Annotated in this window: 16 protein-coding genes; 10 read left to right on the top strand and 6 right to left on the bottom strand. The window is 46.2% G+C overall.

Going from position 1 to position 15,221, the window contains the following annotated elements:
- The first annotated feature begins 43 nt into the window (after window positions 1-43).
- Window positions 44-403 (top strand): PTS glucitol/sorbitol transporter subunit IIA, encoded by a 360-nt coding sequence (locus tag MMY95_RS05565; protein WP_003645946.1) that lies wholly within the window; start codon window positions 44-46, stop codon window positions 401-403.
- Window positions 404-417: 14 nt separating this feature from the next.
- Window positions 418-1,572: an AI-2E family transporter gene (locus tag MMY95_RS05560; protein WP_003640873.1), complete on the top strand. Its 1,155-nt coding sequence runs from the start codon at window positions 418-420 to the stop codon at window positions 1,570-1,572.
- A 161-nt stretch (window positions 1,573-1,733) separates the two neighbouring features.
- On the opposite strand, the gene rpsN is transcribed toward MMY95_RS05560, so the two are convergent.
- Window positions 1,734-2,003 (bottom strand): 30S ribosomal protein S14, encoded by a 270-nt coding sequence (gene rpsN, locus MMY95_RS05555; RefSeq protein WP_003640872.1) that lies wholly within the window; start codon window positions 2,001-2,003, stop codon window positions 1,734-1,736.
- A gap of 266 nt (window positions 2,004-2,269) precedes the next feature.
- Here rpsN and MMY95_RS05550 point away from each other — a divergent pair, with 266 nt between their 5' ends.
- Window positions 2,270-3,124 carry a methyltransferase domain-containing protein gene (locus tag MMY95_RS05550; protein ID WP_053267802.1) on the top strand — a complete coding sequence of 285 codons (855 nt, stop codon included), beginning with the start codon at window positions 2,270-2,272 and terminating at the stop codon, window positions 3,122-3,124.
- Here MMY95_RS05550 and MMY95_RS05545 read toward each other — a convergent pair.
- From MMY95_RS05545 to MMY95_RS05535, 3 genes are all read right to left on the bottom strand, one after another.
- A complete protein-coding gene (locus tag MMY95_RS05545) occupies window positions 3,104-3,349 on the bottom strand; it encodes a hypothetical protein (protein WP_015640592.1) in 246 nt (81 codons plus the stop codon). The genes MMY95_RS05550 and MMY95_RS05545 overlap by 21 nt on opposite strands.
- 122 nt (window positions 3,350-3,471) lie before the next feature.
- Window positions 3,472-4,821, bottom strand: coding sequence for a branched-chain amino acid transport system II carrier protein (brnQ, locus tag MMY95_RS05540; protein WP_011101684.1), 1,350 nt, complete (start codon window positions 4,819-4,821; stop codon window positions 3,472-3,474).
- Window positions 4,822-5,155: 334 nt separating this feature from the next.
- On the bottom strand, window positions 5,156-5,803 hold the full coding sequence (locus tag MMY95_RS05535) for an NAD(P)H-binding protein (protein WP_202861052.1): 648 nt from the start codon (window positions 5,801-5,803) through the stop codon (window positions 5,156-5,158).
- A gap of 291 nt (window positions 5,804-6,094) precedes the next feature.
- Here MMY95_RS05535 and MMY95_RS05530 point away from each other — a divergent pair, with 291 nt between their 5' ends.
- Together MMY95_RS05530 and MMY95_RS05525 are read left to right on the top strand one after the other, a co-directional pair.
- Window positions 6,095-6,607, top strand: a complete 513-nt coding sequence (locus MMY95_RS05530) for a tRNA (cytidine(34)-2'-O)-methyltransferase (protein WP_003644616.1) — start codon at window positions 6,095-6,097, stop codon at window positions 6,605-6,607.
- A 112-nt stretch (window positions 6,608-6,719) separates the two neighbouring features.
- Complete coding sequence (locus MMY95_RS05525) at window positions 6,720-9,107, top strand: DNA translocase FtsK (protein ID WP_003645941.1); 2,388 nt, start codon at window positions 6,720-6,722, stop codon at window positions 9,105-9,107.
- 309 nt (window positions 9,108-9,416) lie between these two features.
- Here MMY95_RS05525 and MMY95_RS05520 read toward each other — a convergent pair whose 3' ends face one another.
- On the bottom strand, window positions 9,417-9,536 hold the full coding sequence (locus MMY95_RS05520; RefSeq protein WP_003645940.1) for a DUF4044 domain-containing protein: 120 nt from the start codon (window positions 9,534-9,536) through the stop codon (window positions 9,417-9,419).
- Between the two features lie 75 nt (window positions 9,537-9,611).
- Window positions 9,612-10,571: a magnesium transporter CorA family protein gene (locus tag MMY95_RS05515; RefSeq protein WP_003640865.1), complete on the bottom strand. Its 960-nt coding sequence runs from the start codon at window positions 10,569-10,571 to the stop codon at window positions 9,612-9,614.
- Between the two features lie 115 nt (window positions 10,572-10,686).
- Between MMY95_RS05515 and MMY95_RS05510 the strand changes: the two genes are divergently transcribed.
- From MMY95_RS05510 to MMY95_RS05490, 5 genes are all read left to right on the top strand, one after another.
- Window positions 10,687-11,055 (top strand): DUF3397 domain-containing protein, encoded by a 369-nt coding sequence (locus MMY95_RS05510; RefSeq protein ID WP_003640864.1) that lies wholly within the window; start codon window positions 10,687-10,689, stop codon window positions 11,053-11,055.
- 169 nt (window positions 11,056-11,224) lie between these two features.
- Complete coding sequence (gene mraZ / locus MMY95_RS05505) at window positions 11,225-11,650, top strand: division/cell wall cluster transcriptional repressor MraZ (protein ID WP_003644614.1); 426 nt, start codon at window positions 11,225-11,227, stop codon at window positions 11,648-11,650.
- Window positions 11,651-11,683: 33 nt separating this feature from the next.
- Entirely contained in the window at window positions 11,684-12,643 is a 960-nt protein-coding gene (gene rsmH, locus MMY95_RS05500; RefSeq protein ID WP_104795805.1) for a 16S rRNA (cytosine(1402)-N(4))-methyltransferase RsmH, read from the top strand.
- A 30-nt stretch (window positions 12,644-12,673) separates the two neighbouring features.
- The gene (gene ftsL / locus MMY95_RS05495) at window positions 12,674-13,060 is read left to right on the top strand and encodes a cell division protein FtsL (RefSeq protein ID WP_053267803.1); all 387 of its coding nucleotides are present in this window, start codon (window positions 12,674-12,676) and stop codon (window positions 13,058-13,060) included.
- Window positions 13,057-15,198, top strand: coding sequence for a penicillin-binding transpeptidase domain-containing protein (locus tag MMY95_RS05490; protein ID WP_003640860.1), 2,142 nt, complete (start codon window positions 13,057-13,059; stop codon window positions 15,196-15,198). The genes ftsL and MMY95_RS05490 overlap by 4 nt, the downstream gene beginning before the upstream one ends.
- Window positions 15,199-15,221: the final 23 nt, after the last annotated feature.

Genomic DNA, 15,221 nt, shown 5'->3' with positions numbered 1-15,221 from the left:
ATGCTACAATTAAAGCAATTAATTAACCGATGGGGGTCTCAATATGACAATAACTGCAACAGTACAATCGATTGGTGCGAATGCTATCGATTCCAAGGAACCAATTTTAGTTTTATTCGATGAAACGGCCACGGCACCATTACAGCAAATCGCGGTGATTCAGAAATTTGAGCAGCCCATCGCGAGTCTGTCGTTAGTTGCTGGTAGCACCATTACGATCGATCGACAAACTTATACGGTGGCCTTTGCAGGGGGACTAGTGGAAGCTAATTTAACGTCAATTGGGCACGCGACGTTGTACTTCAAACCAGTACCTGCCAAACCAATGGAAAACGGCATTTATTTGACACCAAACCAGTTACCAACAATCAAGGTCGGTAGCGTTATTACGTATCAGGCTTAGGAAGGAGGGATTGTTTGAAACCTGATTCACAGAAACAACGGTGGTCAGCGCAACGGCTCATTCGGATTTTGGTCGTTATTTTATTAGTATTGACGATCTTCTTTATGGGCAAGCAAGTCGATTGGCTATTAGATCCGGTCCGGCAATTTTTTAGCATCGTGGGTTTGCCGATTATTTTGGCCGGTGTGCTGTACTACTTGCTTAATCCACTTGTTGACTGGCTAGAAAAGCGTTTTCGCGTACGACGAACCTGGACGATCATTGGTTTGTTTATTGTGGTTGTCGCGCTGTTGGCGTTAGGCATTATTGCGATTATCCCAACGATTCGCGATCAAACTTTATCAATTATCAATGATTGGCCCAATTATTGGAAAAATGCCAGTACTGAAGTTAATCGCTGGCTCAATGATCCGCAACTCAGTAGTATCCGTGACCAACTTGAAAGTTGGAACACGGATCTCAGTAAGCTAGTGAGTGGCCGCTTTTCGAAGTATTTGACCGGGACGGTGACTTCACTTACAGGCGTATTTAGTACCGTAACGACCGTCATCATTGGGTTGATAACAATGCCGTTTATTCTTTTTTACCTATTGCGCGATGGTCATCAACTACCGAAGTATATGGCTAAGTTTGTACCTACCAAAGCGCGCTCAGGATTCTTAGAAGTTTTGACAGAAATCAATTCACAGGTCAGTAATTATATTCGTGGTCAATTGACCGTGGCGTTCTTTGTTGCCGTGATGTTTGCGGTTGGTTACAGTATTATTGGCTTGAAATTTGCGCTGACGTTGGGAATTGCGGCTGGAATCTTAAATTTGATTCCATATTTAGGGTCTTTTCTCGCAATGGTGCCTTCAGTGGTCATTGCGTTAGTCACCTCACCATGGATGTTGGTCCAAGTTCTGATTGTCTTCGTCATTGAACAAACGATTGAAGGCCGCTTTATCTCACCGTTAGTCTTAGGGAGTAGCTTAGCTATTCATCCGATTACGATTTTAGTCGTCCTATTAGCGGCTGGTAAAATCTTCGGGTTGATGGGGGTTATTTTCGGGATTCCAGGCTATGCGATCTTGAAAGTTTTGTGGACACATCTGTTTGACTGGTATCGACGGTCTTCGGGATTGTATGAGGCTGAAGCAACCCCATCAACTGATCAAACTAACAAGTAAGGTAATTGTTGGCTACTCAGATGGCGCTGAAACGCGATTAAACCAATAACGCCAAATTAAAAAGGTTCCACAGAAGTCTGATGACAATTCTGTGGAACCTTTTTAATTTAACTGAATGGTGATGTTACTAATCATTAGTGAATATCACGCCAGTTGTCACTTTACCAGCTTGCTTTTTTAACACCTGGAATTTGACCAGCGTGCGCTAAGCGACGAAAGTTAAGGCGCGACATGCCGAACTTACGTAGGTAAGCATGTGGTCGACCGTCAAGTGAGTCGCGCCGATGAATACGCACGGGTGAAGCATTACGTGGTAATTTTGCCAATTCGGTATAGTTGCCAGCAGCTTTAAGTGCTTGGCGTCGTTCGGCATACTTAGCCACGGTTGCTTCGATGCGTTTTTCTTTCGCAATTTTTGATTTCTTTGCCATCTGAATGAGTCTCCTTTATGTCATTAAATTCATGCCATTCGGTAGCAAATTCATTTTGACAATTTAAGTCAGCCTTTAGAACAGTTAATAAGATACCACACCTAAATCGTAACAGCTACTATTTTGTCCGCCCCGATATGGTATGATTGAACATACGTCCTTTACACGATGTTGTCATCGTGAATCCATAGTTTCAGGTAAGCTGGAAAGCATCGCTTGGATATGGGACGCCTAATGATAAAATTAACCAAGGTAAGGTGACACCTGTGAAAAAAATTGACCGCGGCATCCAGTTTGTTCAGGCAAATATCGATCGCTTTCGATGCTTAGTTTGTAATCAAGCATACGTGACAATTGACGGCCACAGCTTATGTTGTCCTAATGGGCATCAAGTAGATTTTTCAAAAAAAGGGACGTTGTATTTTCTAACGCATCAAGTCGCTAGCGAGTACGATGCTAACATGCTGGCATCGCGGCGCCGAGTTTTGCAAGCTGGTTTTTTCGGCCCCATTGTCCAAGCCATTAATGCGGCATTGCCAAAAACGGCGCAACGAATCTTAGATATTGGTAGCGGTGAAGGCACCCCCCTAGCTGATTTGTTGACAATGCATGCCAATTCTGAAGACGTGGGGATTGGTTTTGACATTAGTAAGGATGGGGTTAACTTAGCGACCCAATTGACGACGACTGCTTATTATTGTGTGGCCGATTTGGCCCAATTACCCTTTACCGATGGGGCATTCACGGCCATTATGGATGTCTTCTCACCATCCGCTTACCAAGAGTTTGAACGGGTCCTTGCGCCCGGTGGACAGTTATTGAAGATCGTGCCAAATCCTGAGTACTTAGTTGAACTGCGTCATTTACTATTTAAACCGACTGATCGACAGTATCAGTATGATAATCAACGGGTGTTAGATCTGTTTGCCCAGCACTATCCCACTGCTAAGCGGCAACGAATTCAATACCAAGTTGCGCTTGATAACATTGACTTTAACGACTTATTAGTCATGACACCGCTGCACTGGGGTGCGGATGCTGAGCAGCTCGCAACCGCTAAACGGCAGGGGTTAACTAAGATTACCGTTGATGTGAGTTTATTAACGATGCAAAAAGGTTAGCGCGGGTGCTTGCATGATTGAAACGCCGGTGTTAAGATAACCTTTGAGAAATCGTTTGGTAGTTAACATCGACATGTCGTTGGTGACTACCGAGTTGTACTTCATTAACGTAGCGTTTCGCCGTGCCCACACCGAAATACTACGTTTTTTTGTGTCTTCAAAAGCTGACGGTGAGGTGTGACCATGTGTTGCTATTGCATTCATACCAGTCCTGAATAATGCCATGATTCACCGGTGAGGTTCAATGGCAACCAGTCAATTGGCATGGCTCTCGTAATTTAAAGCGGACCTTCTGAAAAGTCGTGGATGGCTATCAGAAGGTCCGCTATTTTATATGTGACGCTATATTAATGCAATTTAGAAGCAGATGGTTGTTTACGGCTGATCAACCACCCTAAACCGAAACCTAGCAGTGCGGGTACACTCCAGCCTAACCCTAGATTGGCAAGCGGTAGCCACGCGTTGAGATGAAGCAAAGCTTGCAACCAGGATGCTTGTACCCAGGCGGATGGCATAGCGTTAATGCCGGCAAGAATGGCCGGAATCATGGTCCAGACAGTTGTCATTCCATATAACCAGCGGGACATCCCAAGCCATGGTGCCAGTACTGCCAGTATGATTAACACGATTGCGAGCGGGTAGAGAAACATCAGCACTGGGGTTGAATAAGTAATCATTTCAGTTAGCCCAACGTTAGCAAGAATGGCTGGAATGAGACAAGCGATGGTGATCAGCCAATGGTAGGAAATCTTAGGAAACATGCCATGCAACGTATCACCGAAAGCAGAAGTGAGGCCAATGGCAGTTTTTAAGCAAGCGATGATGACAATTAGAGCTAGTAAAACATTACCGAATCGGCCGAAGTAGGCATCGGCAATTTGAGCTAAGGTAATCCCCCCATTGGCAGCTGGAGCAAAGCGACCTAAGCTCATGGTACCCATAATCGCCAGCAGACCATAGATGACTGCCATTAAACTCATGCTGATTAGGCCTGCTTTAATGGTATCAGTTGCGATTTGCCCCGGATCACGGACACCGAGGTCGCGAATCGCATCAATCACGACGATGCCAAAAGCTAGCGAGGCTAACGCATCCATCGTGTTGTAGCCTTCAGTAAAACCAGTTAGAACTGGATGGCTGACATAGGCGCCACTCGCCGCGACGTTAAGTGATCCCAGTGGCTTAATGATAGCGACAAGCATTAAGGCACCTAATAATAGCAAAAAGATGGGTGTCAGCCACTTACCAACATAGGTCATAATCTTACCGGGATTACGAGCCAGTAACCAAGTGACGACGAAAAAAGCAACGGAGAAGCCCAATAGCACCACGGGTTGTAATTTGGTGGTTAAGAAGGGGGCCAGTCCAATCTGAAAGGCCGTAGTTGCTAATCGTGGCATTGCAAAAAGTGGCCCGAGGGTAAAGTAAAGCAGTACGGTGAAGACATACGCGTATGATCGGCTAACGTTTGTTGCCAGGTCAAATACGCCCTGACTGCGCGTCAGCCCCATGCCGATCACGCCTAGTAATGGAAGTCCAATCCCGGTGATCAATAGTCCGATAATGGCCGCACCAACGTGTTGGCCGGCTTGCTGGCCCAGAAAAATTGGAAAAATCAAGTTACCAGCACCGAAAAATAGTCCAAATAACATGGTGCCGATGAAGAGTAAATTCCGTCCTGATAAACGGTTATTCATGGTATCCCCACTTTCAAATAAACATGGCAATAGTTTAGCATGCTTTGGTGAAGAATTAATTAAAGGTCGGTGAGGGCGTTAACTGGCGGTGTAATGCAACCAACTGGTTAGTGACAATGTTGGCTACGACTGTCGCAATGAGGAGAGATGGGGCGGTGGCAGCACTTAGCTGTTAAATACTGCCAGCAATTGCGACGCCACAAAAATCCCGTCAGATTCTGGCGGGATTAATTGGTCTTATTTAAAGCGCGTCACAGTTAACTAAATTGCTCAAGTAGCGCTCGGCTTGTGGTTTGGCTGCCACTCGATATTTTAGCGCTGCTAGGCAAGACGTTTACTGGTTAGCGACTGTAAAGCGTTCTTGATGATGTTTGGGCGTTTCCAGTTCGTTTAAAACGGCTACCGCCATCGTGCCACTATTGGTCACTGATTCACCAGTAGTGTTCGTCAGTAATGTGTCATGGCCGTACTGGGCCGGGGTAGCAGGACCTGCTGTGAAATTGGCGGCCGGGGAAATTCCAACCCAATCGACGTTGGTGACGGTTCGTAAGAAGGTCAGCTCGGCCAGTTGGTTTTGCGGAATAGCGACGAAGGCAGCATTGGCGGGATTACTTTCAATGTCGTGCACGAAGAGGTGTTGATCATCACCAGTTGTTAAACTACCGGCCCCTAAGATGAAGAGGAGACGTGGCCGCTGTTGTTCGCGGAGCTGAGCGATCAGCTTAGTTGCCAGACCCACGTGTCGGTAAGCCTTATCAGGACTAGTCGCCATTGCGTCAACGACCACGTCAACCGCCTGTAGCTCAGATAGTGTGAGATCGAAAGCGTCTTTAGCTTTGGTCTGCAAATTTGGGTTAGCCGGTAGAGCGGCTAGCTTTTCTTCAGAACGTCCGATGGCCACGACGGTGTGGTTCCGTTCAAGTGCTAGTTTGGTGATGGCTGAGCCAGCCATTCCGGTTGCGCCAATAATCATAATTTTCATAGATAATTCCTCCTCGAGTTATAAAATGATTCGAATGCTGCCTTGTACGTGTTAATCCGGCATGAATCATGATGACAACGTGTCAGGTTTAGATTGGTGTTCGTCAGCCAGTGTGCGTCCTGTTCCGCCCTCCGGCACGTACGGTGATTAGTATAGGAAAGATTGGTTAAGAATGCGAACAAAGCATTTTTTAGTTTCAAAGTTCGCTGTTGAACCATAGACATGGTATGATTAATAGGATTGCTATGAATGAACATGGCGTAGAGACTAATATGAATGAGGACGATTATTTTGACAAATCACATTGCGTTATTTGAACCGTTAATGCCAGCGAATACTGGTAATATTGCCCGGACGTGTGCCGGAACGGATACGGCCTTGCATCTGATTGAACCGTTGGGCTTCAAAATTGATGATAAGCACTTAAAACGGGCTGGCTTGGACTACTGGGATAGTGTCGATATTACTTATCATGCTGACTTGCAAGATTTTTTAGCTAGTATTCCTGATTTAAATCAGTTGTACTTAGTGTCTAAATTTGCTGAACATGACTATACGGATGTTGATTATAGTGATACGGGTAAGGATCACTATTTCTTATTTGGTAAGGAAACGACAGGGTTACCAGAACCATTTATGCGCAAATATCCCGAAAAGGCCATTCGGATTCCTCAAGATGATTCACATATTCGAGCCTTGAATTTATCGAATTCGGCTGCGATTGTGATTTATGAAGCCCTGCGGCAACAACAATTCCCGAACCTTGAACGGTCGCACCACTATGAAAATGATAAGTTGAAGTAACCAACAGAACGTGCACTAGCGCTAAACGTTAGGGTGCGTTTTTTGATGGGGACGGGGGAACTTGAGTTTGTTATAATGAAGACAGTATTAATTGAGAAAGGATGAACGAAGCGTGGCGCGTAGACAAGCAACAACAAAAAAGCGCCGGACCTCGACGCGCAAAAAGAAGCCGACGGTTGCGGCTAAGCGGCAGATGACGGGGAATGTCATTGGCCTGATTGGACTATTGGTCACGATCCTCGCCTTGTTGAAGGTGGGGTTAGTGGGCATGGTATTCGCAGAGTTTTTCCGAGCCATTGCTGGGAATGCCTACCAGATTTTTGCCGGGCTAACACTCCTCGTCATGGGATATTTGATGATTTTTGGTCGGTGGCCACGACTGACTTGGCGGTGGTGGGTCGGTGGTAACTTGTTTTTCTTCAGTTACTTATTGCTATTAGAGATCCCGATGTTTAATCAATTGAATCACCATACCGATTTTTGGTCGTTGACGTGGAATCTGATCAAAAATGATTTTGCCAAGGGGGGCATGGCCAGTAATCTTGGTGGCGGATTAGTCGGCGCTGCTGGCTATAGTGTCACTTATCCACTATTGGCTAATGTCGGGACAATTTTGATCGCACTGATCCTGATGGTTGCCAGTATCTACATTACCTTTGATTTGCCGTTCCATAAGACGATGCAAGCGTTGCGTCAGGCCTTGATGCAATTGGGCCAGCAACTGCGATCCGGTTATGAATGGCTGACGCACGTGCTCCGGGTTCAAATTGCCCGTTGGCGGGTTCACCAACAAGTGCGCGCCAATCAAGCGGCAAGTACTGAGAAGCAGCCAACGTCAACCGTACCACAGTCAGCAGCCCCTGCTGAGACAACGAGCGGGACTTCGGCGCCGGACTCAGCAGCCAGTGCAGTTACGAGCTCGCCTGCCGACTTGAATATCACGGTGGCTAGTGATCGTGAAGCCTCACCCATAAAATCCCCAACTTCAGCTGCTACGGTTGATCATGAACAAGAACTCCAAGGGACTGAAGTGATGGATGATGCGGACTACCAGTTGCCAGAGTCAACACTATTGACGAAGATTCCAAAAACGGATCAGAGTGCTGAGTACGCAACGATTGAGAGTAACTCGCAGAAGCTAACAACCACGTTGGCAAGTTTCGGTGTTCAAGTTGAAGTGAAGAATGTCAGCTTAGGGCCATCCGTAACGAAGTATGAGTTACATCCAGCTGTTGGGGTCAAGGTCAGCAAGGTCGTCAATTTAGCGGACGACTTAGCGTTAGCGCTGGCAGCGAAGGATCTTCGAATCGAAGCGCCCATTCCCGGTAAATCATTGATTGGAATCGAAGTGCCAAATAAACAGATTTCAACAGTGTCATTTCGGGATATCGTTGAGGCCCAACCAGCGCACCCGACCAAACCGTTGGCCGTACCGCTCGGCCGTGATGTTTCTGGTAATTTAGTCGTTGCCGACTTGTCTAAAATGCCGCACCTACTGATTGCTGGTTCAACTGGGAGTGGGAAGTCGGTTGCCATTAACGTGATGATCACGGGGCTACTGATGAACACGAAACCAAGTCAAGTTAAGTTTATGCTGATTGACCCTAAAAAGGTTGAATTAGGGGTTTACAATGGGATTCCACATCTGTTGACGCCCGTAGTCACGGAACCGAAGAAGGCGGCCCGGGCGTTGCATAAGGTCGTTGCCGAGATGGAGCGACGCTATGAATTGTTCGCGGATTCCAAGCAGCGTAACATGCAGGGGTACAACCAATATATCCGTCAACAAAATGCGGCTGATGGGCAGTCACGGCCCGTCTTACCATACATTGTGGTGGTCGTCGATGAATTAGCCGATTTAATGATGGTCACTTCGAGCGAAGTGGAGGATGCCATTATTCGCTTGGGTCAAATGGCCCGGGCAGCCGGTATTCATATGATTTTGGCAACACAACGGCCGTCGGTAGATGTTATTACCGGATTAATTAAAGCCAATGTACCGTCACGGATGGCATTTGCCGTTTCAAGTGGGACGGATTCGCGGACAATTATTGATAGTAACGGTGCTGAAAAGCTACTTGGTCGTGGGGACATGCTGTATCAGCCAATGGGCATGAATAAGCCACTGCGCGTGCAGGGTGCTTATATTTCTGACCATGATGTTGAAGAAGTTGTCAACTTTATCAAAGCCCAACAGACGGCTGATTATGACGATAGTATGCTGGTCAAGGATGACGAGACGGATGCCGCTGGTAGTGGGGACCCTCGTGACGGTGAGGATGAGTATTATGCCGAAGCCGTTGAATTGGTGACTGATCAACAGTCCGCCAGTGTCTCGATGCTCCAACGACGCTTCCGTATCGGGTATAACCGGGCAGCACGGATCGTCGACGAAATGGAGGAACGCGGCGTGGTGGGCCCTTCGGAGGGGAGTAAGCCACGTAAGGTTTACCGCCAAAAATCGGCCGACGAAGCGCCCGCGTCGGGTAATGACGCTTAGCGTCCAGTAAGATTGGTGGGCATCATTTGAATGGCATGACTTCACATGGTGGCGCTGCCGATACGATTGAATAATCGACGTTAAAGTAAAGGTTTCAATCGTTAGCCAGATTTGACTAACGGTTGGAACCTTTTTCAGAGACAAATGCGTGATTTTTTTAATTCACATTGTCTCAGAAGTTGGTGGCTAGGCTTGCCGACCATGGCTGAGTGATCCACCAGTAATAAAAAAAGTTACGCTTGTTGTGAGCAAGCGTAACTTTTTTCTTGGTAAGTATTGCAACCATTCGTGGTTCGCAAGGTGTTTAACCTAGAAGGTTAGTAAACCTAACCCAGATAAGGCGGTAAGCACCAATGACCCAATGGTAGAAATGATCATTAACCAGATAACGACCATCGTAATTTTTTGAAAAGTTGATTTTTTCTTCATTATGGTTGTATGCACCACACTTTACGAGTAATTCTTTCATAGTTTAACGTGGAATCAGTTTTTTTTCAATTGAAATTAAAAATAGTCATGGTTTCGTAAATATTCGATACTAATAATGCAAAGAATAATCGTTCCTAGCATCAGCCAAGTGAAAGCGTGGACGAGACCGGCACCAGGTAATTTGACGTTCATGCCATAGATTCCACCGATAATCGTTGGAATCGTCAACACCATCGTGAGTGAGGTCAGAAATTTCATGACATCATTCAAATTATTGGAAATTACTGAACCCACTAATTGACTATATTGCTGCAAAATCTGATTGGTCGTTTCAGCCATGTCACTCGCTTGCTGGGTCTCAATCTTAATATCATCGGTGAGTGATTGGTGATTAGGTGCGTTGAAATGGGTGATCGAAGTTTCAACCGCGTCAAGCGTGGGTGTGTTCTGATTAAGGGCGGCCTTAAAACGAATCAAGGATTTTTGGTAAGCCATAATGGTAAAGAGTTCCACGTTGTGAGTAGCTTGATTCAAACGGCTTTCCAGGGCGCTTGTCCGTTGGTTGATCAATTCGAGTGCGGTCACAAAACTGTGCTCGATGTACCACATGATAGTCAGCACAAAATCTTCGTGATTATCCAGACTTAGCTTAGAAGAGGCCGGGTCCATCACAAAGTCTTGAATAAAACTAGCCGGGTAATTACTGACGGTAATGACCACTTGATCCACTAAAATCAAGGCGAAGGGATAGACTTGAAATTCAAGGTAACCCAGCTTACTCGTCGTGAGTTTGGGATACTGCATCACGATTAAGATTGGTTGACTGGATTGCGTGGTTGATAATTGCTCGGCTCGTGAAACCTCCGCATCGTCGAGGATGGCAGTTAAGTAATCTTTGGGAAGATCAAATTGTGTGACCAGTTGGTCGATTTCAGTTGAGGTCGGGCGTTCAACGTTGATCCAGTATGGCTGATCGTGATGGTCGTCCGGCGTAGTCAAAAGGCCATTTTTACCAGTGGTAAAGTATTGTAACAACGGTCATCCCTCCAGTAATAGTTTATGTTTATTATAGGGCTGTCACAGATGATTGAAAAGTTTAACGATAATCTCTATAATTTAACCCGACACTAATGGGGAGGCAAGTACGCATATGCGAGATTTATGGACCACTTGGTATGGGCAGCTGGTATTTTTAGCCGCCATCTCGATGATCATTTTAGGTGCTAAACGGGTTGCACACCGCGTTTGGCCACATGGATTAAGATTGTTGGATTTTTGGCCGCCATTTTTAATTGTTTTCACCCACTTTCTGACACTGCAAGCAACGGATAGTTCGCTGGCACCGTACGAAGTGTTGTCCCTAATGATTTTGGGGATCGGTTTAACACTGATTGAAGCTGTTGAACGCGGAGAAATCCTTTACTGGCGCTTTTTTAAGCTCTATTGGCGGGGAGCGGAATTATTGACACTCGTCGTCTATATCCTAGCACTTGGCAGCCACTTCTTTTTAACATCGTAAAAATGTCCCCCACTAAGTCCCACCTAACGAAACTAACGTTAGGTGGGACTTTTTTTGATATTTTGTTAACAATTTGGAAAAGTAACAAAACGATGTGGTAGGAAGTGGGGGGGTGTGGTAGACTTGAATTATGTTTAATGAAAGGGGTTGATTGGCCGTGGCGTCTAAGATGTTTTTCGGAGAGTTTGAACATGCCTTAGATGCGAAAGGGCGACTAATCATTCCTGCCAAGTTTCGTGAGCTATTGGGCACTTCGTTTGTCATTACTCGTGGGATGGATGGTTGTATTTTTGGCTATCCCGCTGAACGGTGGGCAACGCTTCAAGCACAGTTAGATGATTTACCACTAACTCGCAAGGATGCGCGAGCGTTTGTCCGTTTTTTCTATGCTGCTGCTGCTGAATGTGAATTAGACAAACAGGGACGGGTCATGATACCTGCAACCTTGAGACAATATGCAAAGTTGGAAAAGCAATGTGTGATCGTCGGAGTTTCTGACCGATTTGAAATCTGGGGTGCCGAACACTGGCAACAGTTTGAGACGGAGACCGCAGCGAACTTCGATGATCTTGCAGAAAACTTGATTGATTTTTAAATAACAATAATAATTTAGGAAGGGGGCGCACGCGTGGCAACATTTGAACACACAACGGTACTTTTGCATGAAGCAATCGCCGCGTTAAACGTCCGGCCGGATGGCATCTACGTGGACTGTACGTTAGGTGGCGGTGGTCATTCTCGTGAAATTTTGCAACAGTTAGGTCCGGAAGGCCACTTGTATAGCTTTGACCAGGATCAAACCGCAATCGATTATAACCAAAGTAACTTAGCGACTTATCTTGAACGTGGTCAGGTCACGTTCATCAAAAGTAACTTTGCCAACTTGAAGACTGAACTAGATGCTCGGGGCCTTGACCACGTTGACGGGGTAGTTTATGATCTCGGCGTTTCGTCGCCACAATTTGATGATGCTGCCCGCGGCTTCTCGTATCAACATGATGCGCCGTTAGATATGCGGATGGATCAGAGTCAGAAATTAACTGCTCAAACAGTTGTCAATACTTGGCCCTATGCGGACTTGGTTCGTATTTTCTATCGCTATGGTGAGGAGAAGTTTTCTAAACAAGTCGCACGGTTGATTGAGCGTGAACGGGCGGTTCAGCCGATCGTGACGACGGGGCAATTGGTCGAAATTATTAAGAATGCCATTCCAGCAAGAGCGCGGCGAACGGGTGGTCATCCCGCTAAACGGGTTTTCCAGGCTATTCGAATTGCGGTGAATAACGAATTGGGCGTACTGGAGACTTCGCTCGAACAAGCGATTGATTTAATCAATGTTCATGGTCGTGTCAGTGTCATCACATTCCAATCGTTAGAAGATCGTCTCGTCAAGACGATCTTTAAGGAGCACAGCGATTTGCCGGAGCTGCCACCTGGTTTACCAGTTATCCCAGCTGGAATGCAACCAGATTACCGCTTAGTCAGTCGTAAACCGGTCGTGCCTAGCGATGCGGAAATCGAAGCTAATCGTCGTGCTCGCAGCGCCAAGTTACGAGCCATCGAACGTTTAAAGATAACGAATAAATAATATTCAGGAATAATTAAAGGAGTGATTAAAATGGCCCAAAATGGATTAGCGCGGGAGTTGCCACAGCAAACTCCTGGCGCAACCACCCCGGTACATAAAACAAAAACCGTTGTGACCCCGAATCCGTCCATCAAGACGCAGCGAGTTGCTTTTTCATTATTTGAAAAAGTATTGTGTGTTGGTTTGAGTTTGGTGGTGTTTGGATTAGCCATTATGTTAGTTTCAACGAACATTGCAACGAGTAACGCACAAAGTCAGTTACAGACGGTGCAAACGAAAGTCACAAAAGTGCAGGCAAAAAATACGTCGGCCGAACAAGAAATCAGTGAACTTTCAAGTCGGAGCCGTTTAAATAAAATTGCTAAGCAGTACGGGTTATCGCTGAACAACGGTAGCATAAGGAATGTTTACAAATGAATAAGAACAAACAACGAATGACTTCGAAACGGTCACCAAAACAAAATCGTAGAATTTTTGGCCAATGGCTATTTTTTGGCGCGATTGCCGTCTTTGGTGTTTTGATCATTCGTTTTTCATATATCGCGATTGTGCGCCACGTCAACGGGGTCAATCTGGTCGAGGCCACCAAGAAACTTTATACGGAAGACCAGACCATCACGGCCAAACGTGGGACTATTTATACGGCCAACGGTGACCCAATCGCTGAAGATACTAGCACGTACACGGTCTACGCCATTATGGCGAAAAATCAGCAAAGTGCTAGTGGCAAGGCACTGTATGTTAAAAATAATGCGAAGGCGGCGCGTGTCTTATCGAAGTATTTGCCAATCAGCTATAAGAAAGCCCTCGCGACCTTGCAAAAAGGCGCAGGTAAGTTCCAAATTGAATTTGGGACGGCTGGTAAGAATATTTCACTGACGACTAAGGAAAAGATCGATGCCCAAAATGTGGCTGGGCTGCACTTTATTGAATCTGAAGCGCGGCTCTACCCAAACGGCACGTTTGCTTCCCACTTGGTTGGGCTGACCACCTCCAAGAGTCAGAAGGATACCGATCAGACGCGGTTAACGGGGTCGATGGGCATCGAGTTGGCTTTTAACAAGCAGTTATCGGGAACCGATGGTCGCAAGACGATTACGAAGAGCGGATATCAAGGTAGCACTGAGACTGGTAAGAAGGTTAAGGATGGGGATAATATTTATACCACCATCGATAGTAAGTTACAGACATTACTGGAAACTAAAGTTTCACAAGTAAACGCTAAGGTCTCACCTAAGTCAATGACAGCAACGTTGATGAACGCGAAGACTGGTGCCATTCTGGCGACGACGCAGCGACCGACATTTAATGCGCAAACAAAGACCGGACTATCTAAAATGTGGCGTAATTTGTTGGTTGAAGACACGTATGAACCAGGATCGACGATGAAGGTCTTTACAATGGCAGCGGCGATCGACAGCGGTAAGTACAATGCTAATGTAACCGTCCCAACCGGTGAATATAAGATCGGTAATAATACCGTTCCTGATTGGAATACGAGCGGGTGGGGCAATATTACCTATGCTAAGGGGTTTGCCCTTTCAAGTAACACGGCGATGGCCCACCTAGAACAAGCAATGGGGGCCAAGACTTGGCTGAAGTACATTAAACGCTTTGGGTTGCGTGAGAGTACTAATAGTGGTCTTGACAACGAGCAGAGTGGTTCAATTCAATTTACGTATCCAATCGAACAAGCGGATACGGCCTTTGGTCAGGGGATTCAGGTGACCGCTATGCAGATGCTTCGTGGATTCACAGCGATTGCTAATCATGGTAAGATGTTACAGCCGTACTTTATCTCCAAGATCACTAACCCTAACACCAACAAAACGGTTTATACGGGTAAGAAGAAGGTTGTAAGCCAGCCAATCAGTTCGAAGACTGCCAGCAAGGTGTTGGATCATATGCAAGATGTGGTATATAAGTCATACGGTACTGGCTCATCATATAAGATCAGCGGGTATCGCATTGCTGCTAAGACTGGGACTGCCCAGGTCAGCAACGGGAGTACGTATGAGCAAGGTGACAACACCTATCTGTACTCGGTCGTCGGGATGGCGCCAGCTAAAAATCCGAAGTACATTATGTACATTACGATGAAACAACCGACACTTAACGGAAGTTCCGCGTCAGATGACATGGCAGAGATTTTTGATACCGTGATGAAACGGGCATTGGAAGAACAAAAAGCGAGTGAGACTAAAGCGACGACGATCAAAATGAAAGATTTGACGAGTAAGTCGACTAGCGCGGCCAAGAAAGCTGCTAAGAAGCAGGGACTTGACGTGGTCGTTGTTGGTAAGGGTAGTCGGGTCGTCAAGCAATCCATTTCTTCTGGCACTGTCGTTTCAAGTGGTCAACGCGTCATTCTGGTTACCAACGGGCAGATGTATATGCCGAACTTATCTGGATGGTCGGCAAGTGAAGTGGCTGATTTTGCGACGTTGACGGGCGTTAAGCTCACGACTAGCGGGACGGGTTACGTCAAGACGCAAAGTGTGACTGCGGGTAATCCGATCGAAGCTAAGCAGGCAATTAGTGTGACACTGAAGTAGTTATCAAGTCTTAGAATGGAGAA

The sequence above is a fragment of the Lactiplantibacillus sp. ME-2 genome (genome assembly GCF_022549155.1).
GTDB lineage: Bacteria > Bacillota > Bacilli > Lactobacillales > Lactobacillaceae > Lactiplantibacillus > Lactiplantibacillus plantarum.
This window is presented reverse-complemented; position numbering and strand designations above follow the sequence as displayed.